The organism is Mycobacterium sp. IDUB_17 (genome assembly GCF_055419465.1).
Genome location: NZ_JBVAXS010000002.1, coordinates 64,543 through 90,527, shown reverse-complemented (window position 1 = coordinate 90,527; position 25,985 = coordinate 64,543). Strand labels below are relative to the sequence as shown.

At 67.1% G+C, this 25,985-nt stretch carries 22 protein-coding genes and 1 pseudogene; 11 read left to right on the top strand and 12 right to left on the bottom strand.

Annotated features, from left to right (window positions below; all coding sequences use genetic code 11):
- Window positions 1–96 precede the first annotated feature (96 nt).
- Both ACZYZ7_RS07615 and ACZYZ7_RS07610 read left to right on the top strand, forming a co-directional pair.
- Window positions 97–1,449, top strand: coding sequence for a 3-oxoacyl-ACP reductase (locus tag ACZYZ7_RS07615; RefSeq protein ID WP_450069681.1), 1,353 nt, complete (start codon window positions 97–99; stop codon window positions 1,447–1,449).
- Window positions 1,450–1,462: 13 nt separating this feature from the next.
- On the top strand, window positions 1,463–2,278 hold the full coding sequence (locus tag ACZYZ7_RS07610) for a MaoC/PaaZ C-terminal domain-containing protein (protein WP_135459733.1): 816 nt from the start codon (window positions 1,463–1,465) through the stop codon (window positions 2,276–2,278).
- An 83-nt stretch (window positions 2,279–2,361) separates the two neighbouring features.
- On the opposite strand, the gene ACZYZ7_RS07605 is transcribed toward ACZYZ7_RS07610, so the two are convergent.
- On the bottom strand, window positions 2,362–3,066 hold the full coding sequence (locus ACZYZ7_RS07605) for a DUF4386 domain-containing protein (protein WP_450069682.1): 705 nt from the start codon (window positions 3,064–3,066) through the stop codon (window positions 2,362–2,364).
- A complete protein-coding gene (locus tag ACZYZ7_RS07600; protein WP_450069683.1) occupies window positions 3,063–3,797 on the bottom strand; it encodes an NAD(P)-dependent oxidoreductase in 735 nt (244 codons plus the stop codon). Before ACZYZ7_RS07600 ends, ACZYZ7_RS07605 begins: the two co-directional genes overlap by 4 nt.
- A gap of 105 nt (window positions 3,798–3,902) precedes the next feature.
- On the opposite strand from ACZYZ7_RS07600, the gene ACZYZ7_RS07595 reads away from it, so the two are divergent.
- On the top strand, window positions 3,903–4,583 hold the full coding sequence (locus ACZYZ7_RS07595; protein WP_450069684.1) for a TetR/AcrR family transcriptional regulator C-terminal domain-containing protein: 681 nt from the start codon (window positions 3,903–3,905) through the stop codon (window positions 4,581–4,583).
- A 16-nt stretch (window positions 4,584–4,599) separates the two neighbouring features.
- On the opposite strand, the gene ACZYZ7_RS07590 is transcribed toward ACZYZ7_RS07595, so the two are convergent.
- From ACZYZ7_RS07590 to ACZYZ7_RS07580, 3 genes are read right to left on the bottom strand one after another with little or no spacing between them, the layout of a single operon-like run.
- Window positions 4,600–7,962 (bottom strand): ATP-binding protein, encoded by a 3,363-nt coding sequence (locus ACZYZ7_RS07590; RefSeq protein ID WP_450069685.1) that lies wholly within the window; start codon window positions 7,960–7,962, stop codon window positions 4,600–4,602.
- Window positions 7,955–8,710, bottom strand: coding sequence for a DUF4194 domain-containing protein (locus ACZYZ7_RS07585; RefSeq protein WP_450069686.1), 756 nt, complete (start codon window positions 8,708–8,710; stop codon window positions 7,955–7,957). Before ACZYZ7_RS07585 ends, ACZYZ7_RS07590 begins: the two co-directional genes overlap by 8 nt.
- Window positions 8,707–10,158 carry a DUF3375 domain-containing protein gene (locus ACZYZ7_RS07580; RefSeq protein WP_450069687.1) on the bottom strand — a complete coding sequence of 484 codons (1,452 nt, stop codon included), beginning with the start codon at window positions 10,156–10,158 and terminating at the stop codon, window positions 8,707–8,709. The genes ACZYZ7_RS07585 and ACZYZ7_RS07580 overlap by 4 nt, the downstream gene beginning before the upstream one ends.
- A 155-nt stretch (window positions 10,159–10,313) precedes the next feature.
- Between ACZYZ7_RS07580 and ACZYZ7_RS07575 the strand changes: the two genes are divergently transcribed.
- The gene (locus ACZYZ7_RS07575; RefSeq protein WP_450069688.1) at window positions 10,314–11,402 is read left to right on the top strand and encodes a methyltransferase; all 1,089 of its coding nucleotides are present in this window, start codon (window positions 10,314–10,316) and stop codon (window positions 11,400–11,402) included.
- Between the two features lie 14 nt (window positions 11,403–11,416).
- On the opposite strand, the gene ACZYZ7_RS07570 is transcribed toward ACZYZ7_RS07575, so the two are convergent.
- Both ACZYZ7_RS07570 and ACZYZ7_RS07565 read right to left on the bottom strand, forming a co-directional pair.
- On the bottom strand, window positions 11,417–11,722 hold the full coding sequence (locus ACZYZ7_RS07570; RefSeq protein ID WP_450069689.1) for a type VII secretion target: 306 nt from the start codon (window positions 11,720–11,722) through the stop codon (window positions 11,417–11,419).
- Between the two features lie 53 nt (window positions 11,723–11,775).
- The gene (locus ACZYZ7_RS07565) at window positions 11,776–12,441 is read right to left on the bottom strand and encodes a TetR/AcrR family transcriptional regulator (RefSeq protein WP_135451598.1); all 666 of its coding nucleotides are present in this window, start codon (window positions 12,439–12,441) and stop codon (window positions 11,776–11,778) included.
- Between the two features lie 87 nt (window positions 12,442–12,528).
- Here ACZYZ7_RS07565 and ACZYZ7_RS07560 point away from each other — a divergent pair, with 87 nt between their 5' ends.
- The gene (locus ACZYZ7_RS07560; RefSeq protein ID WP_450069690.1) at window positions 12,529–13,710 is read left to right on the top strand and encodes an amidohydrolase family protein; all 1,182 of its coding nucleotides are present in this window, start codon (window positions 12,529–12,531) and stop codon (window positions 13,708–13,710) included.
- Between the two features lie 9 nt (window positions 13,711–13,719).
- On the opposite strand, the gene ACZYZ7_RS07555 is transcribed toward ACZYZ7_RS07560, so the two are convergent.
- Complete coding sequence (locus ACZYZ7_RS07555) at window positions 13,720–14,859, bottom strand: glycoside hydrolase family 3 N-terminal domain-containing protein (protein WP_450069691.1); 1,140 nt, start codon at window positions 14,857–14,859, stop codon at window positions 13,720–13,722.
- Between the two features lie 103 nt (window positions 14,860–14,962).
- On the opposite strand from ACZYZ7_RS07555, the gene ACZYZ7_RS07550 reads away from it, so the two are divergent.
- Both ACZYZ7_RS07550 and ACZYZ7_RS07545 read left to right on the top strand, forming a co-directional pair.
- Window positions 14,963–15,136: a DUF2613 domain-containing protein gene (locus ACZYZ7_RS07550; RefSeq protein ID WP_003891682.1), complete on the top strand. Its 174-nt coding sequence runs from the start codon at window positions 14,963–14,965 to the stop codon at window positions 15,134–15,136.
- 40 nt (window positions 15,137–15,176) lie between these two features.
- Window positions 15,177–19,448: an alpha-(1->3)-arabinofuranosyltransferase domain-containing protein gene (locus ACZYZ7_RS07545; protein WP_463741046.1), complete on the top strand. Its 4,272-nt coding sequence runs from the start codon at window positions 15,177–15,179 to the stop codon at window positions 19,446–19,448.
- A gap of 276 nt (window positions 19,449–19,724) precedes the next feature.
- Here ACZYZ7_RS07545 and ACZYZ7_RS07540 read toward each other — a convergent pair whose 3' ends face one another.
- The 3 genes and pseudogenes from ACZYZ7_RS07540 to ACZYZ7_RS07530 form a co-directional block, all read right to left on the bottom strand.
- On the bottom strand, window positions 19,725–20,666 hold the full coding sequence (locus tag ACZYZ7_RS07540) for a R2-like ligand-binding oxidase (RefSeq protein ID WP_135451595.1): 942 nt from the start codon (window positions 20,664–20,666) through the stop codon (window positions 19,725–19,727).
- 4 nt (window positions 20,667–20,670) lie between these two features.
- A pseudogene (locus ACZYZ7_RS07535) lies at window positions 20,671–21,361 on the bottom strand (TetR/AcrR family transcriptional regulator); the annotation flags it as partial.
- Between the two features lie 54 nt (window positions 21,362–21,415).
- On the bottom strand, window positions 21,416–23,002 hold the full coding sequence (locus ACZYZ7_RS07530) for an MFS transporter (RefSeq protein WP_450069693.1): 1,587 nt from the start codon (window positions 23,000–23,002) through the stop codon (window positions 21,416–21,418).
- A 40-nt stretch (window positions 23,003–23,042) separates the two neighbouring features.
- On the opposite strand from ACZYZ7_RS07530, the gene ACZYZ7_RS07525 reads away from it, so the two are divergent.
- Entirely contained in the window at window positions 23,043–23,360 is a 318-nt protein-coding gene (locus ACZYZ7_RS07525; protein ID WP_450069694.1) for a GNAT family N-acetyltransferase, read from the top strand.
- Here ACZYZ7_RS07525 and ACZYZ7_RS07520 read toward each other — a convergent pair.
- Window positions 23,357–23,971, bottom strand: a complete 615-nt coding sequence (locus tag ACZYZ7_RS07520) for a class I SAM-dependent methyltransferase (protein ID WP_450069695.1) — start codon at window positions 23,969–23,971, stop codon at window positions 23,357–23,359. The genes ACZYZ7_RS07525 and ACZYZ7_RS07520 overlap by 4 nt on opposite strands.
- Window positions 23,972–24,076: 105 nt before the next feature.
- Between ACZYZ7_RS07520 and ACZYZ7_RS07515 the strand changes: the two genes are divergently transcribed.
- The 3 genes from ACZYZ7_RS07515 to ACZYZ7_RS07505 are packed head-to-tail and all read left to right on the top strand — an operon-like array spanning window position 24,077 to window position 25,984.
- Entirely contained in the window at window positions 24,077–24,580 is a 504-nt protein-coding gene (locus tag ACZYZ7_RS07515; RefSeq protein WP_450069696.1) for a MarR family winged helix-turn-helix transcriptional regulator, read from the top strand.
- On the top strand, window positions 24,577–24,993 hold the full coding sequence (locus ACZYZ7_RS07510) for a PPOX class F420-dependent oxidoreductase (RefSeq protein WP_450069697.1): 417 nt from the start codon (window positions 24,577–24,579) through the stop codon (window positions 24,991–24,993). Before ACZYZ7_RS07515 ends, ACZYZ7_RS07510 begins: the two co-directional genes overlap by 4 nt.
- Window positions 24,994–25,012: 19 nt before the next feature.
- Entirely contained in the window at window positions 25,013–25,984 is a 972-nt protein-coding gene (locus ACZYZ7_RS07505) for a phosphotriesterase family protein (RefSeq protein WP_450069698.1), read from the top strand.
- Window position 25,985 lies beyond the last annotated feature (1 nt).

Here is a 25,985-nt window from a genome sequence, read left to right as displayed (position 1 = left end):
ACTTTCGGGTTGTCCGGGGCCATATTACCCACTGTTCTTACTCTGGAGTAAGTTCGGTGTGGACAACGCAGTACTGCGAAGCGAAAGGCAGCTGAAGTGGCTTCCGACCTGTTCTCCCAAGTGGTCAACTCCGGGCCGGGATCGTTCCTGGCCAAGCAGCTGGGCGTGCCGCAGCCCGAAACGTTGCGCCGCTATCGCCCCGGACAGCCCCCGCTGTCGGGCTCCCTGCTGATCGGCGGCGAAGGCCGCGTCACCGAGCCCCTCCGCGCAGCGCTCGCCGGCGACTACGACGTCGTGTCCAACAACATCGGCGGCCGCTGGGCCGATTCGTTCGGCGGCGTGGTCCTCGACGCCACCGGCATCGCCGATGCCGCCGGGCTCAAGGAGCTCTACCAGTTCTTCACCCCGGTTCTGCGCAACCTCGCGTCGTGCGCACGGGTAGTCGTCATCGGCACCACCCCGGATCAGGCCGGCAGCGTCCACGCCCAGATCGCGCAGCGTGCCCTCGAGGGCTTCACCCGCTCACTGGGCAAGGAACTGCAGCACGGTGCCACCGCGTCGCTGGTGTACCTGGCCGCCGACGCCAAGCCCGCCGTCACCGGCCTGGAGTCCACCCTGCGTTTCATCCTCTCGGCCAAGTCGGCCTACGTCGACGGACAGGTGTACCGAGTGGGCGCCGCCGACTCGACCCCGCCGGCCGACTGGGACAAGCCGCTGGCCGGCAAGGTCGCCGTGGTGACCGGCGCGGCCCGCGGCATCGGTGCGACGATCGCCGAGGTGTTCGCGCGTGACGGCGCGACCGTGGTCGCAGTGGACGTTCCCCAGGCCGCCGAAGATCTGGGCAAAGTCGCCGAGAAGGTCGGCGGCAGCGCCCTCACCCTGGACGTCACCTCAGAAGATGCAGTCGACGCCATAATCGCCCACGTCACCGCACAGCATGGCGGCAAGGTCGATGTGCTGGTCAACAACGCCGGCATCACCCGCGACAAGCTGCTCGCCAACATGGACGAAAGCCGCTGGGATTCCGTGATCGCGGTGAATCTTCTTGCCCCGCAGCGACTCACCGAAGGTCTGGTGGCCAGTGGCACGCTCGGCGAGGGCGGTCGGGTGATCGGTCTGTCCTCGATGGCCGGCATCGCCGGTAACCGCGGGCAGACCAACTACGCCGCCACCAAGGCCGGGATGATCGGACTGACCGAGGCGCTGGCACCGGTGCTGGCCGAGAAGGGCATCACGATCAACGCGGTGGCCCCCGGCTTCATCGAGACCAAGATGACCGACGCCATCCCGCTGGCCACGCGCGAGGTCGGCCGCCGGTTGAACTCGCTGTTCCAGGGCGGGAAACCGGTGGATGTGGCCGAACTGATCGCCTACTTCGCAAACCCCGCGTCGAATGCGGTCACCGGCAACACCATCCGGGTCTGCGGCCAGGCCATGCTGGGGGCGTGAGCACGTGAACAACATGCTGCGCGCCGTCGTCGGCGCCCTGCCGTTCATCTCGCGCGACGACACCCTGCCGGCCCGCACCGTCACGGTCGACAACCTGCCCATCGACCCGGCCAACGTTGCCGCCTATGCGCAGGTGACCGGGCTGCGGTTCAGCGACACACTGCCGCTGACCTACCCGTTCGCGCTGACCTTCCCGACGGTGATGTCACTGGTCACCGGATTCGATTTCCCGTTCGCCGCAATGGGTTCGGTGCACATCGAGAACCACATCACCCAGTACCAGCCGATCAAGGTGACCGACGCCGTCAGCGCGGCCGTGCACGCGGAGAACCTGCGTGAGCACCGCAAGGGTCTGCTCGTCGACATCGTCACCGAACTCAAGGTCGGCAACGACACCGCGTGGCACCAGGTGACGACGTTCCTGCACCAGCAGCGAACCAGCCTGTCCGGTGAGCCCAAGCCGGAGCCGCAGAAGCAGCCGAAGCTGCCGCCGCCCAACGCGGTTCTGAACATCACCGCCGGCCAGATCCGGAACTACGCGTCGATCGGCGGGGACCACAACCCGATCCACACCAACGCGATCGCCGCCAAGCTGTTCGGCTTCCCCACTGTGATCGCCCACGGGATGTTCAGTGCAGCAGCGGTTCTGGCGAATATCGAGGGGCAGCTCCCCGATGCGGTCAAGTATTCGGTGCGGTTCGCCAAGCCGGTGGTGCTGCCGGCCAAGGCCGGACTCTACGTCGAGCGTGACGCCGAGGGCTGGGAGTTGACCCTGCGCAACCTCTCGAAGGGCTACCCGCACCTGACCGCGACGGTCACCGGGCTCTGACGCATCTCTCTGACGCGTCGAGTGTGCGTACAGATCGCATTTTGTCGAGAAATCGCGATCTGTACGCACACTCGGCAGCGGATCTACGCTGAGCCTGGAACACGTACGGCCCTCGTCAGCAACCACCCGATGAACGAAAGTTCCGCGACCGCCGCAACTGTCAGGGCGACCGGCGAGACGGCCGCCCCGAAGTCCGGGGCGAGGAAGCGGGCGAACACGTCCACGAGGTGACCGAGACATCCGGTCATCAGCAGGACACCCAGAACCTTGGGGAAGTAGCCCGACCTGACGACGAGATAACCCAGCGGCAGCAGCCACAGGCCGAAGTACGTCTGGGCGATGAGGTACCCATCGCGTTGCAGGTCGGAAAACAGCATGACCAGCTGGTCGGAATCAGTTGGACCGAAGGCGTAGTGGCCGGTGGCGATCATCAGCGCCGCATTTTGATTGAGCAGGTTCAGGCTCTGGATCGCGACGCTGACCGCGACAAAGGTGACCATCACGGCGGCGGCCAGCTGGTTGACGTGCTTGAAAAGCATGTAGAGGGCCATGCCGGTCGATAGAAAGGCCGTAGCCCCCAGGAGTTCGCTGACGAAGCCGACGCGGAACAGGGTGGCAGAGGTACTGATGTTGACGGTCGTGGCCGCTGCATTCCCTGGCTCCACGAGTCGTGAGTTCACCAGCCCAGCGAAGATCGTGAGCACGGCAACGGTCAGGTAGAGGCACCCGGCGATCCTCGCCAGTGTCCTGGGTGTGACATGCGAGGCCGACGCGAACCGGACGTTCATGCCGGATCACTGGCATGGGTGAGGGCAGACGCAGTCAGCCGACCGACGATGGCCGGTGCCTCATGGACGAGGGCGTCGTTCTCCACGGCCTCGACCATGAAAAGCGCATAGTCCACCCGACGGGTCAGGTTGCTCGCCAAGACAGGATCGCCCACGTGCCGGCTCCAGACCGGCAGCCCCTGACTGTCGCCCTCCTCCAGGTCACTGCCACGCACGACTGTCCAGCGGGTGTCACTGGCGAAGATCCTCCGACATGCCTCCACCTGGTCGTACACGTCCACGACCCGGGCAAGCTTGGCCAGCCGCCCGAGCACGGCCACATACAACTTGAACTTCCGGGTATAGCGGTCCTGGCCGTCGCGGGTGATGTGCCACCCGCACGAGAACACCAGGCGGGCATCCGGGCCGGCGTGGTCGAGCACCGCTTGGGCCGTACCGGAGGCGTAATGGTTCATCCCCCACGGCACCAGGACAGTCAGGACGGCATCGCATCCGCGCACCGCCCGTGCGATAACCGCCTGGTCGTCGGTCGCTCCGGGGATCACCGTGATCTGCCCCTCGAAGTCGGCGAGCTTGGCCACGCTCTGCTCGCGGCAGACACCCACGACTTCGTATCCACGGTCCAATGCGTGCTTCACCAGGTAGCGCCCGAGCTTCCCGGAAGCCCCGACGATGCACACCTTTTTCCCCGCGCCCGTCTTGCCGACTCCATCTGACCCGATCGGTTTCACGATCCACTCCTCTGCTCGCGCCGCCCGCTAGCCTTACGCCGTAAGGTACAGCCTTGCAGCGTAAGGTTGTCAAGCGTCTTCTGGACCGCGACAGGAGGACCTTCATTGACCACCGACACAGCCGGCCCGCCCGCCGCCCGCCGTAACCCGCTCAACAAGGAGCTGGTGCTTCGCACAGCGGTCGCACTGGCAGACGAGGCCGACAGCGGTGTGCCGAGTATGCGCAGGCTCGGCGAGCGGCTCGGCGTCGAATCGATGTCGCTGTACCACCACTTCCGCAACAAGGAACTGATCCTCGACGGCATGGTCGACATCGTCTTCGACGAGATCGAACTCCCACGGGACGACGCCGACTGGCGGACAGCGATGCGACAGCGGGCAGTTTCGATGCGCGGCGCACTGATCCGTCACCCGTGGGCGATCCGCCTGATGGACTCACGGACAAACCCCGGTCCCGCGACCCTGCGCCAGCACAACGCGGCCATCGGCTGCCTCCGGTCGGGTGGCTTCTCCATTGCCGGTGCGGCACACGCGTTCTCGGTTCTGGACAGCTACATCTACGGTTCCACGCTGCAGGAACTCAGCCTGCCCTTCCAATCATCCGCCGAGCTCGCGGACGTGGGAGGCTCGATTCTCGAGCAGATGCCCGGTGACGAGTTCCCGCATCTCACCGAGATGATCGTCGACCGTGCCCTGAAGCCTGGCTACGCGTATGCCGAGGAGTTCGACGTCGGGCTCGACCTCATCCTCGATGGACTGGAGCGACACCGCGAAAGCTGGTCCTGACCCATTCGGTGCAAGATCAGGCGCTCGGTACCGCGTCCCCCGAAGTCTTTCGCAGATCGGCGAATTCGGAGATCGACGCCGAGGTGACCGAGGCGACCGGCCGGGCATTGGGCGCCGAGGCATCGGACTTCGACACCATCACCACGTTGTCGATGTAGGGCTGAATGGTCGTGCTGTTCTGCACGGTCGACACGATCACCAGTTGGAAACCGAACTTGCGGAACGCCGACAGCGCCTGCTGGGCGAACTGCGGATCCGACTTGGAGAACGCCTCGTCCAGCATCAGCTGGGCGAACAACGGCCGGGTGTCATTGCTGTCCGGGCTGGCCAGGTTGAAGCTCAGCGCCCCGGCCAGACAGAACGCCATGAGCTTCTCCTGCTCACCACCGGAGTTGTCACCGGAGTTGCTGTAGGTCCGGATCACCTCGCCGGTCTCGGCGTCACGCTCCTCGCAGTACAGCACGAACCGGTTGCGCACATCCAGGGCGTCACGGGTCCACTGCCGGTCCTCGGGGGTGGTGCCGGCCAACAACTTTCGCAGCTGCAGGATGTCGGTGTACTGATCGAACATCGCAGTCTCGTCGCCGAAGCTCACCAGCGATACCCGGGAGGAGATGCGCTGGGCCTTCTCGTTCAGCTCATCGACCGCCGCCAGATGCCGGGTACCGGCGTGCAGGGTCAGCCGGGTACCCCGGTTGAACTCCACCGCGCCCAGGCCGGTGTTCACCCGGGCGATCTGCTCGGTGATCCGCCGCGCCTCGTTGTCGGCAATCATGTGCAGGTTCAGGATCGCGCCCGGCGCCTGTTCGGTGATCAGCCGCTGCATGCGCTCGTACGCATCGGGCAGCTCACGCTCGTCGATCCGCCGGCACAGGCCCACGTAGTCATGCACCCGCTCGTCGAACACGTCGCTGTCGTTCGGGATCGCATCGGGGAACGAGCTGTCGTAGGCGGCCATGATGCCGGCCAACTCGTCATGCGATCGGTTGCGGTCCGCCCGCAGCCGGTCCCGCTCGCGGCTGATGACGCGGGTCAATTCGCTTCGGTACGGCTCGGATTCGAGCAACTCAAGGGTCAGGGCGACGTCGGCGGCGTAGCCGTCGATCGTGTCGCGGGCGTGCGACGGGAACTCGCTGGGCCCGAGGCGTTCGGTCAGGAGCTCGCTCAGCTCCAGCAGCGCAGTGCGCCTGCGGTCCAGCGTGGTCTCGCGTTCGTTGAGCGAGCCGATCTGCTGGATGACCTTCTCGACGCGCTCCCAGCATTCGTCGGCGCGCTGCTGCAGCCGTTCGGCGTCGGGGTTGTCGGAGACCAGCAGTTCGTGTTCGTCCTGCAGCCGCTCGAGCATCGCGTCGACCGAATCCGTGTCGATGTCGCTCCACTGCATGAACTGGTCACACAATGCCCGGCAGGCCCGCTCGCGGGATTGCAGCTGCCCGCGGTGCTCGTCGAGCCGCTCACGCGCGGTGCGCGCCACCTGGTACACATCCTGCGCGGCAGCCAGATCATCCTGCAGCGCTTCGACTTTGGCCGCCGTCCCGCCGAGGAAGATGTAGTCCGATGGCCGCAGCCGCGACCGGTCATCCTTGATCGAGAGCCGGCCGCTGTCCTTGCGCAGGCCCTGATCGGTGACCGCGCGGGACTGCTCGGTGAACTCCCCCGGTCCGTCGACGCACACGTAGTCACCGACAGCGGCGATTACGTTGAGCGCCTCCACGGCACTGTCGTGCGTCGGATCGGCGAGTTGCAGTTTGGTGGCCAGCGTGCCCGAAGGCGGGGTGCGCAATTGCGCACCATGCTGGACGTGCTGCAGCTGGATCCGGCCGCGCATGTCGTTCTCGTTGACGAAACGCAGTGTGCGTTCCATGTAGGCATCGGGCACCAGAAGGCGTAATCCAGCTCCGCGCAACACTTTTTCGACGGCCAGCCGCCACCGCGACTCGTCCGGCTTGAGCTCCATCAGTTCGGCCACGTAGACCAGATCGCGCTCGGAGATGTCCAGGGCCCGGGCGATGCGCGCCCGCATCTCATACTCGGTCCGCGGCAGCGGGGAACCCAGCCGCTGCACCCGCTCCAGCTCGGTTTCGACGCTCTCCCGGGCCTCACGGGCCCGGACTTCCTTCGCCGACGCCTCGACGTAAGGCTGGTTGCCGGTGAACAACTCCCGGTGCAGCCGGTCGGCTTCGTCCATCAGCGTCTCACGCAGCGACCAGAATTCCTCGCCGTCGTCCGGCGGGGTCAGACCCAGTGAGGTGACCTTGTCTTCATAGCCGGTGCGACGGCGCGACACCTCTTCACTGAGCCGCTCGGCCTCGGTCAGACGTTGCTGCAGCGGCACCAAATCCACCGTGACGGTGTTGATCTGCGCCATGAGCGAGTTGTGCTCGTTCTTGAGCTGGCGCTGCTGCGAACCGAACTCGTCACGCTGGGCGCCGAGCTGGGTGATCTGATCGTCGAGGTTGTCGATCTCCGGGCCGGCCTGGGCCAGCCGTAGGTGGTCGACGTAGTCGCGGATCATCGCGTTGTCGATGGTGTCGATCACGCCGAACTTGGCGGCCTCGTCGGCGTAACGTGCCTGTACCGCAGCGATGTTGCCGAGGGTGTTCCGCTTGCGCCGGGCCACATCGAGCAGGCCGCGGGCCTCGACCAGCGGATTGATCTGTTCCAGCGCCTCTTCCACACCGCTGAGGCTGACCGGCTCGTCGAGCATGAACTCGCGCACGAACTGCTCAAGACCACCAACGCTTTTCAGCGACTTGGCCTTGCCGAGCAGCTGCTGGGCCGCCTCGGAGGCGCGGATCCCGATGCTGGAGTACAGCTGGGCCAGGTACTGGCTCTCACTGCGACCGCCGGTCCAGCCGTCGTCGCGGAACACCGCGGCGTCATACCCGTTGGCCGCCCACCGGTTGCACAGGCCGAAGATGTCGCGGTCGTCGTTGATCAGGTAGTAGCGGCTGCCCGGATCCGAGGTCTTCTCAGCGGCCAGCCATTTGAGTACCAACCCGGTGACCGAACGCCCCGTACGGTCGCTGTACGTGACGGCGACCGCCGACCAGGCCGGGCCGGTCCCGCGCAGGTACATGATCTGGCGGCTGGTTCCTTCGCGTCGCTCACCCCAGGCACCACGGACGTACTTGTCGACGGTGCGCTTGCCGGTGCCCGAACCCGCGGCGGTGGTATCGCCGGAGGCGTTGAAGTTACGACGGTGCGACGGCAGGAAAGCCAGCGAAATCGCGTCCAGCAATGAGGATTTGCCGCTGCCCGAGGATCCGGTGATCAGCGTGCCGTGCTGACTGAACGGGATCGAATGGTACCCGTCGAACACGCCCCAGTTGATCACCTGTAGGCGCGAGAGGGAGAACTGATTGGTCGGTTCAGCCATGGGCGTCCACCTCGTCCTCGACTCGTACAAGTGCATCAGCATCGCCGGCATCATCGATCGTGCCGTTCGCAGCCCGCTTGAGCTGCTCGAACTGCTGCTGCAGTTCGGTGATCATCGACGCGGTCATGATCGCGTTGACCACCGGGCTGATGGTGAAACTGTCCTCGTCCTCCCGGTTGCGGCCGAGCATCTCGATATCGGTCAGCCGCTCGATCGCGTTGTCGATCCGCTTGTCGAACGAGGCGGTGTCGCGGTCGGTGTCGTTGTTGACCCCGGCGAACAACTCATGGATCTCGTCGCGGCTGATGAGAACGTTCTCGTCGCGCGCCGCCCCGCGCATGAGCTTGGCCAGATGCAGGGCCAGGATCGAGTCGTAGGTGTTCAGCGTCTCGCGTCGCAGCAACCGGCGCCGCCACTGAGATTCGTAGTCGGCCTGCTCGACGTAGGCAATGTCGTGATCGTCCGAGATGCACAGCCGCATATCGAGTTCCGACAGCCGCACGGTGAGCTCGGCGCGGTACCGGGTCACCCACGACCACAGCTCGGAGTGGTTGTCCTTGCTGACGTAGCGACGCGAGAGCAGGTGCTGCAGTGCCCAGCAGGCCCGGTCGGGCAGTTCGCTGACATCCCCGTCGAAGCGGGGCGCGCGGCGCTGGTCGGTGGACCGCTCGACGGCATCGATGCTCGGTAGCGCATCGAAATCGATCGACGTGTCAGTTACCGGCGACGTGTCCGGGGTGTCGGTCATAGCATGCTCTCGGTGGCAGTAGGGATCGACTCGGTGAAAACCAGTCGGGGGATTTCGATTTCGCGGTCGGCGCCCTCAAGGGATCGGAAGCGCACCCGAACGGATTCGGCACCGTCGGCAGTCTGTTGTTTGAGCGCCCAGGACCACAGCACGATCACGTGCCCGAGATAGGCCGAGTCCAGCATTCCGATCGCATCGGGCAGCGACAACGGCCCGGCTGCCACCGCGCCGTTGATCAGGTCGGCCAGCTCCGCGGCGTCCACCTGGGAGGCCAGCGCCGAGAACGCCGACAGGTTCACCTCCCCCTCCGAGGACTCGGCCTGCGACGGCGGGATCGCGTCACGGATCTTGAACGCAACGGCGCCAATCGAATTGAAGTCCGTTCGGACCAACGGCACCTCGATGCCGATCCGGCTGTCGGCGAGCGAGACGCTGAGGAGTTCATGCGCGACGGCCAATGCATCGTTGAGCTGACGGGTGACGCCGCGGCTGTGTTCCAGCGTGCCGGAGGCGACGAAGCGCTTGATCCGGCGCGCACAACGCTGCCGGGTCCGGCCCACCTCGGCCGTCTGCGCCGACACCAGGCTGAAGAACCCCGTCATCACCTCACGCAGGCCCGGATCCAGGTGCGGCAGCTCACGGGTCACCGCCTCGATGTCGGCCACCAGCGCGGCCCGCTGCTCGGGATCCTGGATCATCCGGGTGAAGGCGGTGTAGGAGGCACTCTCCCGGGAGGCGAACAGTGACTCGTAATCGTCGAACAACTGACGCTGACGCTCCCGGTACCCGAGATCGGTGTCGGCAGAGGCGTCGAGCAACCGGGTGGTGATGCGGTTTAGCATGCTGCCGTACTGGCCGATATCGGAGACGATCTGCTCCATCTGCAAAGCGATGGCACGGGCCTCGTCCTCGACGTCGACCAGGTCGGGTTCGGGGCGCTGCCCCTGGTCCAGGGCATCCAATTCGTCACGCAGCCTGGCGATTTCGGCTTCGATGTCGGCGCGGATGCGCTCGGGATCGTTGCTGACCTGTCCGGCCACCCGTCGCAGCCCCGCAGCGATGCCCGTGATCGAGCCGCCGGTGGCGATGGTGTCCTCACGGCGCATGCGGCGGCCGAAATCCAGCACGGCGCGCGCCTCGTAGGTGAGGTAACAGACATTGCGTTCGGTGTCGCCGGACTGCTCGGTGATCCGGTGCAGCCAACCCTGGCTGGCCCAGTACTTGATCAGGGCCAGGCCCGACTGGTCGGTCTCGGAGCCGAGGTCGGCCAGGTCACGTTCCAGGCGGACCACCAGTTCGATCTCGGTGAGCTTGGCGCCGCGGTCCAGGTGGCGTTCCATCAGCGTGAGGTAAGTGGCCAGGTTGTTCGTGACCAGCAGGCGCGCCGAACGCGAATCGGCGACCTCGCGATTGAGCTGGTAGAGCTGCTCCAGCGACGGGCCACTCATGCCCGCCTCAGGCATGGCCGGGCGTTTCCGTCGCGGTGAACATTCGCACCACTTTAGGCGGCAGCCGCGACAGGTTCCGTGCCAGTTCGGTTTGCTACCGGGGGAAAGCCGACATAGTGACCAACACCTCAACCAATACGCCCTACAGTCATCCGGTGACTCCCGCCAAGGTGCCGCCTGCCCGCGTTGTTCGTGCAGTCGAACGCGTTCGCCATCACCTGCGTCGCGTGCATCAGCGTGCCGTCCCGCCGCCCGCGGCGATGCTGGAGATGATCCTGGGCGCCTGGGTCGCCCAGGGCATCGCTGCCGCCGCACAGCTCGGGGTGGCCGACGCGCTGGCCGACGGCCCGCTGCACACCGAGGAGCTGGCGCGCCGGGTCGACGCCAACAGCGACACCCTGGACCGGCTGATGCGGGCCCTGGTCAGCGAGGGGATCTTCCAGCGCACCCGAGACGGGCGCTATGCGCTGAACCCGCTTGCCGACACCCTGCGCACCGACGCCCCGGTGGCCATCGGTGCGATGGCCCGGTTCGTCGGCGCGCCAGAGCACCGCGAACACTGGAGCCACCTCACCGATGCGGTGCGCACCGGTGAGGCCGTCATCCCCAAGCTCCGCGGCCAGGAGACATTTGACTACCTCGGCTCCCACCCCGAACTCGCGGTGATCTTCAACGACGCCATGACCAACGTCTCCGAGCTGGCCATCGCCCCGGTGGTGGCGGCCTACGACTTCACCCGGTTCGGCACCATCGCCGATATCGGCGGCGGGCACGGCCGACTGTTGGCGGCCGTGCTCGGGGCGACGCCGGGCGCGCAGGGAGTGCTCTACGACCTGCCGGACGTGGTCGCCGGGGCTCCGGAACTGTTGGGCAGCTACCGGGTGGCCGATCGCGTCCAGGTGGTTCCGGGGTCGTTCTTCGACAGTGTGCCCGCCAGCGCCGACGCCTATCTGCTGAAGAACATCATTCACGACTGGCCGGACGACGAGGCGCTGACCATCCTGCGCAATGTGCGGGCGGCCACTGCGCCGGGCACCACCCTGCTGCTGATCGAAGGGGTGATCCCCGACCACGACCGGGCCTTCATGGGCAAGTGGACCGATATGGAAATGCTGATCGTCACCGGGGCGCGGGAACGCAGCGCGGACGACTACCGAAAGCTCTACCAACAGGCCGGTTTCCGGCTCACCCGCGTGGTCGAGACGGCGTCCCCGTTCAGCCTCGTCGAGGGTGTGGCTGTCTGAACCTCATCCGCGGGTCAATCCGGCGGCTGGGCGGAGTTCAGCCGGCTCGCGTACTCGTCGTCGGCGCCCTGGTAGGCATTGGCGGCGTCGGTCAGTTTGCCTGCATGCGCGCTGATCTCGCTGCCGGCAGCCTTGACCGCAGCCTCCACGACCGAGGAAACCTCGCCGCAGGCGGCACCGCTCTGCAGGCCCGGCATGGCCGCTGCCGCGGCGCTCAACGGTTGCGCCACCGCCAGTGCGGTGACGGCCTCGCCCGCGGCGGTCTCGGCCGCGGCGGCCGACCGCAACGCTGCCGGAGCGACCTTCAGCTCAGAACCCATAGTGGCAGCGTAATGCCACTCTTACGGGTCTCCGGACAGCAGTTTTCAGTCCGCTAGTGCGCCGACTCTGCGCCCAGATCGCCACTCTGGGCCGAAACGTGATCTGAGTGCAGGCTCGGCGCAACCTCAGAGGGCGTGCCCTTCAGACCGCGCCAGAACAGGTTGATCATCAGCTCGGCGGCCTCGTTGACATCGGCGTCCCCGGTGCTGACCCGGCTGGCGATCGCCTCGCCGGCACCCACCAGCGCCACCGCCATCATCTCGAAGTCACTGTCGGGCTGAGGATTTCGCGTACCGGTGCTGAGCAGGCGGGCCACCAGGTCGATGATCCGGTCGCGGCCCTCACGGACGGTGTGCGCAAACGCCTGCGAGCTGGTGGCCTGGGTGTAGAGCACCATCCACGAGGCCCGGTTGGCGTCGATGTAGGTCAGGAACGCCAGCACGGCACTGCGCAGCAGGTCCTTGGGGCTCTGGGTGAAGTTGATCTCCCCGCGCACCACATCCACGAAACGGGTCAGCTCGCGGTCCAGGCAGGCGCCGAACAACTCCTCCTTGGAGCCGTAATAGAGATACAGCATCGGCTTCGAGATCTCGGCCTCCGCGGCGATCGCGTCCATCGAGGTTTCGTGATAGCCGTTGACCGAGAAAATCTGCACCGCAGCGTCGAGCATCTGCTGTTCACGCACGGCCCGCGGCAGCCGCTTCGTTCCACCTGCCATCCGACCAGGATAAGCGTCGCCAGAACCGCTCGTACCCGCGCGCTGGCAGGTTTGATGTGGTGTATTGGGCACCGGAGGTGGCGCGCGATGCCCGATGGTGAACTCGCCGACATCTTCGACGGTGTCGATGCCGAGGTTCCCGAGGCGCTGGCAGAGCACCTGCGCACAGTCGCGCTGATCGACCACCACGTGCATGGTGCCTTCGACGGGCCGATCGACCGGGCCGGATTCGAGGCGTCGATCAACGAGGCATCCACCAGTCCGATCCCCGGCTTCATGACCCAGTTCGACTCGCCGTTGGGTCTGTCCATCCGACGCTGGTGCGCCCCGCTGCTCGGCCTACCCGCTCACGCCGATGCCGACGCGTACTGGGACCGGCGCAGCCAGTTCACCCCGGCCGAGTTGGCCTCCCTGTTGCTGCCGCAGGCTCGGGTCGACCGCTGGATCGTCGACACCGGATTCCAAGGCGATCTGATCACGTCCCCGCAGCGGCTCACTGAGCTCAGTGGTCGCCCGTCCGCAGAGATCCTGCGTCTGGAGCGCCTCACCGAACAGCTTCTGGAAGCCGGCACCGCACCCGGCGAATTTCCCGACGCATTCCGCTCCGCGCTGCGCGATGCCACCCAAACCCCAACGGCCGCACCCGTCGTGGGCGCCAAGACCATCGCGGCCTATCGGACCTCATTCGACATCGACTGGGCCCGCCCTGACGATGCGGTGGTCGTCGAGCACGCCCGGGAACTCGCCGACCGGCCGTCGATCCGGGCGGACAGCCCGGCCCTGATCGCATTCGGCGTGTACGAGAGCGCCGAGCTGGGACTGCCGTTGCAGGTGCATGTCGGATTCGGGGACCGCGATCTGGACCTGCACCGCACCGACCCGATGTTGTTGCTGCCCCTGCTCCGCACGATGCCCCCGGTGCCGGTGTTGCTGTTGCACTGCTATCCATTCCACCGGCAGGCCGGCTACCTGGCGCAGGCCTTCGACAACGTGAACTTCGATGTGGGCCTTGGCATCAACCATCTCGGGGCGCGGTCGACCGGCCTGGTCGCCGAGGCATTGGAAACCGCGCCGTTTGCCAAACAGCTCTACTCGTCGGACGCCTTCGGCCCACCCGAACTACATCTGCTGGGTTCGGTGCTGTGGCGGCGCGCGATGGGACTGGTGCTGGGCGGCTGGGTACGCGCAGGCGACTGCAGCGAGTACGACGCGATCCGCTTCGTCGATCTCATCGGGGTGCGCAATGCCCAGCGCGTGTACTCGCTGTGAGCAGTGCGCTCAGCAGTGCACCCCGCCCTTCGCATCGACATTGCGCTGCACGGCAGCGTCCACCGCGGCCTGGTTCAGCTGGCCGTCGGCCAATGCCTTCTCCAGCCCGTCCAGCACCGCGGGCACCTCGTCGGTGGTGATCCACAGCGCGTTGTCCGCCCCGGCCTGCAATGCCTTGAGTACCGCCGCGGCCACGCCGTAGCGCTGGTTGATCGCCGCCATGCTGGACAGGTCGTCGGTGTAGATGACGCCGTTGAAGCCGGGTCCGCCGTAGTTGCCCGAGCGCAGCAGGTCATAGGCCGCGGGGCTGAGGCTTGCCGGATCCGATCCGGTCAGACCGGGCACCTCCAGGTGTCCGACCATCACGGCGACCGGGGCCTGAGTGGTCAGGGTCCGGTAGGGCACGAGGTCGTTGTTCTGCAGTTCGGCCAGGGGCGGCGTGGTGACGGCACCGGCGGTGTGCGAGTCGCCCGAGCCGTGACCGTGGCCGGGGAAGTGCTTGAGCACCGGCAGCACGCCGGCGTCCCGCAGCCCACGCGCGAAGGCGCCGGCGTACTCGGTGACCTTGGCCGGGTCATCGCCGAAGGACCGGTCACCGATGACGGTGTCGTCGGCATCCGAGGTGACGTCGACCACGGGCGCGAAGTCGACAGTGATTCCGAGGTCGCGCATCTTCTTCCCGCGGTCCAGCGCGATGCCGTACACCTCGTCGACGGATTTGGTCTGGGCCAGTACCCGCGCCGACGGCTGCTCGCCGATCAACGAGGCCAGCCGTGATACCCGGCCGCCTTCCTCATCGACGGTGACCGCGAGCGGCACCGGGCCGGCGGCCGAGATATCGGGCAGGGAGCCGTCGGTGAGCATCGACAGGTCGGTCCAGCTGCCGATCATGATTCCGCCGACGTGCTGCTCGGACACCACGGAACGGGCGTCGGCCGCATCTTTGATGCCGACGGTCAGCAGTTGGGCCAGTTTGTCGCGGGGTGACAGGGCGGCCAGATCACACACCGGGGCTGCCGGCATCGGCGCGTGGGTGGACATCGGCTTCGTGTCCGAGGATTGAGACTCTGGCGCCGGGGTGCTCGGAGAGCAGGCCAGCAACAGCCCGGACAACGCTGCGAAAGTTGCGACGAGACGCGGTGAAGCCATGGGCCCCGACCTTAGCCGCTGGGCAAGCGGTAATCGATTCTCTGCGTGTCGACGCAGGTCCACCTCGCACGGATTAGGGGTATCGCCGTGCTAGGTTGGCCGGGTGAACCGGTTTGTCGTACCCTCCGCGGCCAGCATTGTCGTCGGCCTGCTGTTGGGGGCGGCTGCCGTCTTCGGTGTGACGCTAATGGTGCAGCAGGACACGAAGCCTCCGCTGCAAGCGGGCGACCCGGCGTCATCGGTGCTCAACCGGGTCGAGTACGGCGACCGGTCCTAGCTTGGATGTGCCGCTGACGCGGCGGGCACCTGACTCGCCACTGTCGCGGCGCTGGTTGTGGGTGGTCGCCGCTGCGACACTGCTCCTGACTTTCGCCCAGTCGCCCGGAGAGATATCACCCGATACAAAGCTCGACCTGACCGCTAATCCACTGCGGTTCCTGGCGCGCGCGTTCAATCTGTGGAACAGCGATCTGCCGTTCGGGCAGGCGCAGAACCAGGCCTACGGCTACCTCTTTCCGCACGGCACGTTCTTCCTGGCCGGTGATCTGCTCGGAGTTCCCGGCTGGGTGACCCAGCGGTTGTGGTGGGCACTGCTGCTGACCGTCGGTTTCTGGGGCTTCATCAGGGTCGCGGAGGCCTTGGGCATCGGCAGTACCAGTTCGCGCGTGCTCGGTGCACTCGCGTTCACGCTGTCACCACGGGTGCTGACCACCCTCGGTGCGATCTCGTCGGAGACGCTGCCCGTGATGCTGGCGCCGTGGGTGCTGCTGCCGGTCATCCTGGCGTTCCGGGGAGCCGCCCCGGCGGCGACATCCGGTCAAGGCGACCGGAACCTACGGATGTTGGCCGCCCGGTCCGCGGGCGCGGTGGCGCTCATGGGCGCGGTGAACGCGGTCGCCACCCTGACGGGCTGCCTGGCCGCGATCATCTGGTGGGCCTGCCACCGGCCGAATCGGTTGTGGTGGCGATTCACCGCATGGTGGGCCCTGTGCGGGGTGCTGGCCGTCACCTGGTGGGTGGTGGCGCTGGTGCTGCTGGGCCGGATCAGCCCACCGTTCCTGGACTTCATCGAATCGTCGGGTGTCACCACCCAGTGGATGTCGCTGACCGAGATGCTGCGCGGTACCCACACCTGGACCCCGTTCGTGGCGTCGACCGCGACTGCGGCGGCATCGCTCGTGACGAGCACGGTCGCGGTCCTGGCCACCACCCTGGTGGCAGCCGCCGGGCTGGCCGGGCTCGCGTTGCGCTCGATGCCCGCGCGGGGCCGGCTGATCACCATGCTGTTGGTCGGCGTGGTGCTGCTGGCCCTGGGCTATTCCGGGGGACTGGGCTCACCCGTAGGTGCGGCCGTTCAGGACTTCCTGGACGGAACCGGCACGCCGTTGCGCAACCTGGCCAAACTCGATCCGGTGCTGCGACTGCCGCTGGCGCTGGGCCTTGCTCATCTGCTGGGGCGGATTCCGTTGCCGGGCAGCGCACCTCGGATTGTGTGGGTGCGCGCCTTCTCCCGGCCCGAACGCGACAAGCGCATCGCCGTCGCGATCGTGGTCCTCGCAGCCCTGGCCGCCGGAACCTCGATCGCCTGGACCGGCCGTATCGCGCCGGTCGGAACGTTCACCGCGATCCCGCAGTACTGGCACGACACCGCGGACTGGCTCGATGCGCACAACACCGAGCGGGGCCGGGTCCTGGTCGCTCCCGGCGCCCCGTTCGCCACCCAGACCTGGGGCAACAGCCACGACGAGCCGTTGCAGGTGCTCGGATCCAGCCCGTGGGGTGTACGGGATTCGATCCCGCTGACCCCGCCGGAGACCATCCGCGCCCTGGACTCGGTGCAACGGTTGTTCGCCGCCGGCCGCCCCTCCGCAGGACTGGCCGACAGCCTTGCGCGACAAGGCATTTCCTTTGTCGTACTGCGCAACGACCTGGATCCGGACGTGTCCCGGTCGGCCCGCCCCGTGCTGGTGCACCGCTCGATCGAGGGTTCACCCGGACTGACGAAGGTGGCGGAGTTCGGCGACTCGTCGGGACCGGGAACGCTGGAAGGCTTCGTCGCGGACAGCGGCCTGCGGCCACGGTATCCCGCCGTCGAGATCTACCGCGTCGACACCGGCGGAACCAACCCGGCCGCGCCGTATCTGGTCGACGCTGACGCAATGACACGGGTGGCTGGTGCACCCGAGGCGCTGCTGCGCCTGGACGAGCGCCGGCGCCTCGCCGGCCAGCCTCCGCTGGGGCCGATGCTGCTGACCGCCGACGCCGAGCGGGCCGGCCTGCCGGTACAGCCGGACCGATCCGCCGGGGTGATCGTCACCGACACCCCGACGGCCCGCGAGATCGATTACGGCCGCGTCGACGACCATGCCTCGGCGATCCGCACCCCCGACGACGCCCGCCACACCCACAACCGAGTCCCGGACTATCCGGCCGACAGGGCCGCGCCGGTTTACGGCAAGTGGACCGGCGGACGGGTATCCGTGTCGAGTTCCGCGGCGGACTCCACCGCGCTTCCCAACGTCGCACCGGCCACCGGGCCCGTCGCGGCCATCGACAGCGACGGTTCGACGTCATGGGTGTCCAACGCCCTACAGGCCGCTGTCGGCCAGTGGCTGCAGGTCGATTTCGACCACCCGGTCACCAACGCCACGCTGACCATCACCCCCAGCGCGACCGCGGTCGGCGCCCAGGTACGCCGCATCGAGGTGGCCACCGCGACCGGCACCAGCAGTCTGCGCTTCGACACCGCGGGTCAGCAGTTGACCATCCCGCTGCCGGTCGGCGAGACCCCGTGGGTGCGGATCACCGCGGTCGCCACCAACGACGGCTCTCCCGGTGTTCAGTTCGGCATCACCGACCTGTCGGTGACCCAGTACGACGCATCGGGCTTCGCCCACCAGGTCAACCTGCGGCACACCGTGGAAGTCCCCGCGCCGCCGGCGGATTCTGTTGTCGCTCAATGGGATCTGGGGACCGAACTGCTCGGCAGGCCGGGGTGCGCGGACAGTCCGGTCGGGGTACGGTGCGCGGCGGCGTTGGCGCTGTCCTCCGAGGAGCCCGTCAACCTGAGCCGCACGCTGACGGTGCCCACCCCCACCGAGGTCGAGCCGACGGTGTGGATCCGGTCACGCCAGGGACCCCAATTGGCCGATCTGGTCGCCCAACCCGGGACCACCCGCGCCTCCGGTGACGCCGATCCGATCGACGTGCTCGGCTCGTCCTACGCCGCCACCGACGGTGACCCGCGAACATCCTGGACTGCGCCGCAACGCGTCGTCCAGTTCAAGGCACCGCCCACGCTGACGCTGAAACTGCCCGCACCGACCGAAGTCGGCGCACTGCGGATCGATCCCGGCGCCAACCAACCGCCGGCGCACCCGACACTGGTGGCGATCGACCTCGGCGACGGCCCGCAGATGCATGAGCTGGCCGGCAACAGTGACGTCCAGACGGCAAAGCTCAAACTGCGGGTGACCGACACCATCACCGTGTCGTTGTTGGGCTGGAACGACATCATCGACCGCACCTCACTGGGTTTCGATCAGCTCAAGCCGCCCGGGCTTGCCGAGCTGACCGTGCTCGACGTGCACGGCAAGCCCATCGCCGCGGCCGATTCCGCCGCCAATCGCAAACGCTCAGTGACACTTCCATGCGGGAAGGGTCCGATCATCGGCGTGGCCGGGCAGTTCGTCCAGACCTCGGTGCGCACCACCGTGGGAGCCCTGCTCGACGGAGATCCGATTCCTGCCCATCCCTGCCGGACCGGCCCGATCGCCCTGCCGGCGGGCCAACAGGAGCTGCTGGTCAGCCCCGGCTCGGCGTTCGTCGTCGACGGCGTCGTACTGAACACCCAGGCAGCCGCCCAACTACGCACGGCGACAACCACTCCCGTCGACACCCCGGTATGGACACCGGACCGTCGTCAGGTCCAGGTGCCGGCGGCCGCCGACGCCCGCGTCCTGGTGGTCCCCGAAAGCGTGAACCCGGGCTGGATCGCGCGCAACGCCGAAGGTGTCGCGCTGACCCCGGTGAAGGTCAACGGATGGCAGCAGGGCTGGGTGGTGCCGGCCGGCCCGGGCGGGACCGTGACGCTGTCGTTCCCCTCGAACCGGCCGTACCGCATCGGGTTGATCGGCGGGCTCGCGCTGCTGCCGGTGCTGGCGCTGCTGGCACTGTGGCCGGCCCGGCGCCGCAGTCCGGATCTCGACCCGGTGCGACCATGGCAACCGGCCCCGGCGCTCGCCGGGGCGGCGGTACTCGCGGTGGGGACGGCCATCTCCGGCCTGCCAGGGCTGTTGGTCGCCGGCGGCGCGCTGGGTGTGCGTTACGCGCTGCGCGACCGCGACCGCTGGCGCGACAACCTGACCGTGGCAGTGGCCGCGGGTGGACTCATCCTGGCCGGCGCGACGCTGAGTCAGTACCCCTGGCGGTCGGTCGACGGCTACGTCGGCCACTCGCCGTGGGTGCAGCTGCTCGCGCTGTTGTCGGTCACCTTCGTCGCGGCCTCCACGATCACGCCGCCGCGAACCCCTGAGCGGACATCGGACCCCGTCACGCAGCCGGCAGCGGCACCCGCCGACCACGGCTGAACTGGGCTTGCGCCGAAAGATCCGGCGGAGCTGTTGACAACACGGGTATGCGGTACTTACGGTACCGGCACGCGTGACGCAGTCCCGGAAACACTTTGCTGTGTGGGGGATCGCAGGTTACGGACCTGGATTGCGCCCGACTGGATGCAGTAACTACGCAGTCAGTTGACAGGCAGACCATCTGGGTTGGCCGTGTTCGCGTGGCTGCGCACTATGCGGTGCGCACGGCTGCGGTGTCGGCGATGGAGGGGTTCGCCGACACCGCACTGCCCGGAGCTATGCCGTGGCCGCCAAAGCCTTGGCATCCTCGTCGGCGAACGTGTCCTCCAGCGTCAGCGGTGAGTAGTCGAGGTCGATCTCCTCGAGCGGCCGGCCCCTGGCACTGCTGATGGTGCCGAACCGGCGCATGCCCTTGTCGGCGGAGTACTGCATGAACTCGTCCTGCACCAGGCCGAACGGGATGTCCGGTGCGTAGAGGGCGAAGCCCTCCTCGGTGAGACGCAGCGCCAGCGGGATGAGCTCGTTCATCCGGTTCTCGAAAACCGCCCAGTTGGCATCGTCGGCGGCAACGTGACGCCGGCAGGTGAAGGTGCCCCATGCCATGTGGCGACGTTCGTCATCCCCGATCCGCTGGACCAGCTCCTGCATCCCGGGCAGGATCCCTCGGTCAACGCAAATCTTGTGCCACGCATAGTATCCCGTGAGCGCAAGCATTCCTTCGACGATGTGGTTGTACGTCACGGACGCCCGGACCTGGGCGGCCGGCGACGGGTCGGTGTACAACGCATCCAGCGACGCCGGCAGCTCCTCGTAGAACATCTGCCGGTAGGCCGGAAGCTCGTCGAAGTAGTTGTGCAGATCGTCGCTGATCCCGACGGCGTCGAGCCACATGCGGAACACCTGCGTGTGTTTGGCTTCCTCGAAAGCGAACTGGGTCAGGTACATCTCGTCGCCCAGGCGCCCTTCAGCCCGCATCGCGGCCATGAACGGCTGGATGTCCTTGGTGACCGCCTCCTCACCGGCGATGAACTCGGCACACAGTCGGGTGGCGTACTCACGTTCCCGATCCGTCAGCGCCTCCCAGTCCGCCCGGTCGCGGGAGAAGTCGATGTCGGCCGGATTCCAGAACTTCGCATTCCCGCCGGCGAACAGCCGCAACGGCACACTGTCCCAATTGAGACCGCCCTTGGCGAGCGAGCCGAAATTTGTGTGTGACATGGGAATTGACCTCCTCAGGTCTGGTGGGCTGCTTCGGTGGCCGCCGGCGATTTGAGTACCGCGAAGGCGGACGCCAGCACCGCGACGAGCCTGCGCACGGCGAGAGCTGGCTGCTCAGGGCTGGGCTCATCGAGGCCCAGGATCGGATCCATCCCACGGACGTACGGCGCGAGCGCCAGATGCGGGAAGATCATCAGCAACAGCGAAAGCATGGCGTCGGTATCGGCGTCCGCCCGCAGGTCACCCCGGTTCTGCGCGTCCCGCACGAGAGGTCGCAGCACGTCCAGGTAGTGCCGGTGGATAACCGTCCGCACGCTGACCCGGGCGTCGACGTCAACCTCGAAACTGGCGGCAGCGTGCAACGCCCGTTCCCTGGGGTGATCGGCGAAATAGGCCACCCAGTCGTCGAGCAGGTCGGTGAGGAAATCGAAGAACGGCCGGTTCGGATCGAGCGAGCGGATGCGCTCCTCCATGTAGGTGCGCACTCGCTGGCTGCCGATGTCGGCGATGAAGGCATACAGGTCGCGCTTGTCCGCAAAGTATTGGAACAGGCTGCCTTTCGCGACGCCGGCCCGCCGGGCGATGACGTTGAGGCTGCCACGGGAGTACCCGTGGGCCCCGAACTCCGCCTCGGCGGCCGCGACTATCGCATCCCTGCGAGCGGGATCCAAACGTGCCCAGGTGACCGTCGGCATCTGACTCTCCAGCCTGTATGACCACTGGTCATATTACTGTGATGGCGCTCACAGTCAAGGAGTTCTCACCGCGATCAGGTGGTGCGAAACCGGCTCGCCGTCGACCCACCGCTCAACCGACTGTTCGATGAGCAGGTCGTGGCCGGTCAGCCGGGTGCGGTGCTGTCGCAGATGCTCGTCCCAGGACCGCACCACGAACGCCTCGACAAACACGCCTTCGCGCTCCGCGGCACGGAACAGCCGCCATTGCGTGGCCCCGGTGCGCTGCCGGGACCGGCCGAGCACGCCCATCGCAGCGAAGAATTCGGTCTCGTGCCGGGGCTCCACCCGATAGGAGGTCAGCACCAATACGGGACCATCGGGCGGCTCCGGCTCGAACACCAGGGCCGGTTCAGGCCAGTGCGCGGACGGAGTCATGTCCAGATCGCCGGTGCGCTCGTGCAGCGGCCACCACCAGGCCGAGAGCGCACACACCACCAACAGGCCGGCACTGATCAGCAGGGCCGTCACGGTGCTGGCCGCACCCGCAACCAGGCCCCATACGAGCGAGCCGATCGCCTGGCCGCCCATGAAGGTCAGCTGGTACACCGACAACCCACGAGCCCGCACCCAGGCGGGCAGGCTCAACTGCATGGACGCGTTGAGCGTGGACAGCGCCAGCAGCCACGACGTACCACCGACGACGAGCGCCGCGAGAACGATGCCGAAATTGTGGACCAGAGCCAGAACCGCAGTGGCTCCGGCGAATCCGAAAGCCGCGACGATCAGCAGGATGTTCAGGCCGAAGGCCGACTGCAGTCGCCCCAAGACCAGGGCACCGAGCACCGCGCCTACGCCCAGCGCACCCAGTAGCAGCCCGTACCCGGACGATGACAAGCCCAGTTGACGTTCGGCGACGACGGCGAGCAGGCCCCACAGCGCGCTGCCCGGCGCGATGAACAGCACCGCGCGCAGCAGGATCCGCCGGATGATCGGCGATCTGCGGATGAACCGGCCACCCGCGCTGAGCGCGGCCAATGGTCGCTCGGCGGGCAAAACATGCTCGGCGGCGGGGCGACGCCAGAGCAGCAGGACCACGACAATGCCGGCGAACGAGACCGCGTTGAGCGCGAACACCAGCGTCGGGCCCGACAGGGATACCAGCGCCCCGGCGATCGCCGGACCGATCGCCCGGGCGCCGTTCAGACTCATACTGCCCAGTGCGGCAGCAGCTGGAATCTGTTCGCGTGGAACGAGATCCGGCTGGATCGCCTGCCAGGCCGGCGCGGTCAGCGCCTGCCCGCAGCCGATCAGGAACAGCAGGGTCAGCAGCACCGCCGGGGTGGCCAGCCCGGCACCGGTCAGCATCGCGAGCGCAGCGACCCCGGCCGCCATCGCACCCTGGGTGGCGAGCAGCAGCCTGCGCCGGTCGACCAGGTCGGCGAGCACACCCGACGGCAGGGCCAGCAGCATCACCGGCAGCGTGGTGGCGGTCTGCACCAACGGCACCAACACCGGGGCGCGCGGATCCCCGACCAGCATCCATTGGGCGCCGACCGTCTGCATCCACGTACCCAGGTTGGAGACGAACTGCGCGATCCACAGCGCCCGGTAGACCGGCGACGCCAGCGGCGCCCACGTCGACGTTGCGGTGACGGCCATCTACCCGATCGTGCCAGCGCTACTGCGGCATAGTGAGGACATGGCTGAAGTCCGCAACATTCCCGAAGCACGCCAGTACGAGATCACCGTCGACGGTGAGCATGCCGGCCTCGAGGCCTATGTCGACTCGGGCGATCAGCGCATCTTCTACCACACCGAGATCGACGACAAGTTCGGCGGACGCGGCCTGGCCGGCGAGCTGGTGTCGGCCGCGCTGGCCGATGCCCGCGCGGCCGGCAAGCGCATCGTGGCCGTGTGCCCGTATGTCGCCAAGTACGTCAAGACCCACCACGACTTCGACGACATCCTCGACCCGGTCACCCCCGAGGTGCTGGCCGTGGTCGAAGCCGCCAACTAGACCTTTGTGGCGGTCACCAGGAAGCCCGGCATCTGTGCGCGGCCTTCGGGCAGGGCGGCGTGCAGCTGGGCCGGCCGGATCTCGTCGACCTGCCAGTACCGCGAAACCTCTTCGCGCAATTGGTCTTCGGTGAATTGGGTGGGGCCCGGCCCGTCGTGATCGCCGAATGCCCCGGTGCCGAACGCCAGAATGTAGAACCGCGCCCCGGGAGCTGCCGCGTGGTACATCGAGCGCAGGTAGCCGTCGCGCAGTTCGTCCGGCAGGGCGTGCAGTAGCCCGCTGTCGAAAATCGTGGTGAACCGCCCGTCGTACCCGGTGAGCGACGAGATGTCGGCGGCCACGAACGTGGCATTGGTCAGCCCGCGTTCCTCGGCGGCCGCAGCCGCGGCAGCGACGGCCGTCGGGCTCAGGTCGATGCCGACGACGGTGTGGCCACGCGCCGCCAGTGCCAGTGCGAGCTCGGCGTGACCGCAGCCGGCGTCGAGCACGTCACCACGTACGGCACCGTCGGTGTCGATGATCGCGGTGTATTCCGGCTGCGGTGCACCGATGCTCCAGGCGGGGGTCTGCTGCTGCCGGTAGGCGTCGTCCCAATCGATCCGGTGAGTCATGTCGTCCGTCTCCGTTCCTTTAGTTCAAATTTGTACTATATTGACTGTAGGTCGAGATCGGCCCGGTGACAAGGCGATACTTCAGACTGTTCAAACCTGAACCAGTTGGCCGATTGGAGGAAGATGGCGCGCAAGCTGTCCACAGCCGAGGAGAGGGCCTGGCGGCCCTACATCGAGTCCAGCCTGCGCCTGGAGACGATGCTGGACGAGCGTCTCCGGGAGGCCACGGATCTCAGCCTGATCGATTACCACCTGCTGATGATGTTGGCGGATGCCACGGATCACCGCCTGCGGATGAGCGAACTCGCCGAGAAGATGGTGTTCTCCCGCAGCCGGATCACCTATCAGATCAACTCGATGACCAAGCGTGGCCTGGTGCTGCGCGAACCGGTCCCCGAGGACCGGAGGGGCTACCGCGCGGTGCTGACCGCCACCGGTGCCGACGCGCTGCGCGTCGCCGTGCCACTCCACAGCGAATCAGTGCGCGAACTGTTCTTCGACCACATCCGGCCCGATGAACTCGACTGTGTCGAGCGAGTATTCACCAGGCTGCACACCCACTTGCAGACCGATCTCCTGCAACATGACGACGGAAAGCAGAACCCATGACATTCACCCCCGCCGAACTGGCCTACCTGCGCGAGCAATCGATCGGGCGGTTGAGCACCGTCGGCCGCGACGGTGATCCGCAGATCCGCCCCGTCGGCGTCCACCTCAGTCCCGACGAGGCCGGCATCGACATCGTCGGACGCGCGCTGGCGTCGACACAGAAGTGGCGCAACGTACTTCGCAACCCGCAGGTGGCATTTATCGTCGACACGGTGACCTCGGTGACACCACCCCAGGCCCACGGAATCGAGATTCGGGGTACGGCAACGGCGTTGCCCGACGCGGGCACCACTGACGGCGGGTTGTCCGGCGACGTCATCCGCATCGTGCCGCGCCGGATCATCAGCTGGGGACTCGACGGTGCCGGCACCACTGCCCGTGACTGGACCGAATCCCCGAACACAACGGATTGACACACCTAGCATCGGGCTCGTGCCGACAGTCAACACCGCCCACGGACCCATCGATACCGCCGACCTCGGCGTCACGCTCATGCACGAGCACGTCTTCATCATGAGCAGCGAGCTGACCCAGAACTACCCCGAGTCCTGGGGCGACGACGCCAGCCGGGAAGCCGACGCGATCGCGCGGCTCACCGAACTCAAGTCCCACGGCGTCGACACCATCGTCGATCTCACGGTGATCGGACTCGGCCGCTACATTCCGCGTATCGCCCGGATCGCCGAGGCCACTGACCTCAACATCGTCGTCGCCACCGGCTTTTACACCTATAACGACCTGCCGCTGACGTTCCACTTCAGCGGACCCGCAGTGGGCCTGCCCGAACCGATGACCGAGTTGTTCGTCCGCGACATCGAACACGGCATCGCCGACACCGGGATCAAGGCCGCGATCCTCAAGTGCGCCACCGACGAACCCGGCGTCACCCCGGGCGTCGAACGGGTCCTGCGGGCCGTGTCCCAGGCCCACCGGCAGACCGGTGTGCCGATCTCCACCCACACCCATGCGGCCAGCCGGCGCGGCCTGGAACAGCAGCGCATCTTCGCCGAGGAGGGGGTCGACCTGTCCCGGGTGATCATCGGCCACTGTGGCGACACCACCGACATCGGCTACCTCGAGGAGTTGATCGCCAACGGCTCCTACATCGGCATGGACCGCTTCGGCGTCGATGTCTACCTTCCGTTCGAGCAGCGGGTCGCGACCGTCGCGACCATGTGCGAGCGCGGTCACGCCGAGCAGATGGTGCTCTCGCACGACACCTGGTGCTACTTCGACGCGCTGCCCGACGAACTGACCGCCCAGGCCCTTCCGAACAGCCACTACCTGCACATCCACAAAGACGTCCTGCCGGCACTACGTGAGCGCGGGGTCACCGAGGAGCAGATCACCACGATGCTGGTGGACAATCCGCGGCGGATCTTCGACCGCAAGGGCGGGTACTGAG

What these genes read in the sequence shown, in the direction of transcription:
- ACZYZ7_RS07610 (WP_135459733.1), top strand. Translation starts at nt 1,463, where the DNA reads ATGCTGCGCGCCGTCGTCGGCGCCCTGCCGTTCATCTCGCGCGACGAC.
- ACZYZ7_RS07605 (WP_450069682.1), bottom strand. Translation starts at nt 3,066, where the DNA reads ATGAACGTCCGGTTCGCGTCGGCCTCGCATGTCACACCCAGGACACTG.
- ACZYZ7_RS07590 (WP_450069685.1), bottom strand. Translation starts at nt 7,962, where the DNA reads ATGGCTGAACCGACCAATCAGTTCTCCCTCTCGCGCCTACAGGTGATC.
- ACZYZ7_RS07585 (WP_450069686.1), bottom strand. Translation starts at nt 8,710, where the DNA reads ATGACCGACACCCCGGACACGTCGCCGGTAACTGACACGTCGATCGAT.
- ACZYZ7_RS07580 (WP_450069687.1), bottom strand. Translation starts at nt 10,158, where the DNA reads ATGAGTGGCCCGTCGCTGGAGCAGCTCTACCAGCTCAATCGCGAGGTC.
- ACZYZ7_RS07570 (WP_450069689.1), bottom strand. Translation starts at nt 11,722, where the DNA reads ATGGGTTCTGAGCTGAAGGTCGCTCCGGCAGCGTTGCGGTCGGCCGCC.
- ACZYZ7_RS07565 (WP_135451598.1), bottom strand. Translation starts at nt 12,441, where the DNA reads ATGGCAGGTGGAACGAAGCGGCTGCCGCGGGCCGTGCGTGAACAGCAG.
- ACZYZ7_RS07560 (WP_450069690.1), top strand. Translation starts at nt 12,529, where the DNA reads ATGCCCGATGGTGAACTCGCCGACATCTTCGACGGTGTCGATGCCGAG.
- ACZYZ7_RS07555 (WP_450069691.1), bottom strand. Translation starts at nt 14,859, where the DNA reads ATGGCTTCACCGCGTCTCGTCGCAACTTTCGCAGCGTTGTCCGGGCTG.
- ACZYZ7_RS07540 (WP_135451595.1), bottom strand. Translation starts at nt 20,666, where the DNA reads ATGTCACACACAAATTTCGGCTCGCTCGCCAAGGGCGGTCTCAATTGG.
- ACZYZ7_RS07530 (WP_450069693.1), bottom strand. Translation starts at nt 23,002, where the DNA reads ATGGCCGTCACCGCAACGTCGACGTGGGCGCCGCTGGCGTCGCCGGTC.
- ACZYZ7_RS07525 (WP_450069694.1), top strand. Translation starts at nt 23,043, where the DNA reads ATGGCTGAAGTCCGCAACATTCCCGAAGCACGCCAGTACGAGATCACC.
- ACZYZ7_RS07520 (WP_450069695.1), bottom strand. Translation starts at nt 23,971, where the DNA reads ATGACTCACCGGATCGATTGGGACGACGCCTACCGGCAGCAGCAGACC.
- ACZYZ7_RS07510 (WP_450069697.1), top strand. Translation starts at nt 24,577, where the DNA reads ATGACATTCACCCCCGCCGAACTGGCCTACCTGCGCGAGCAATCGATC.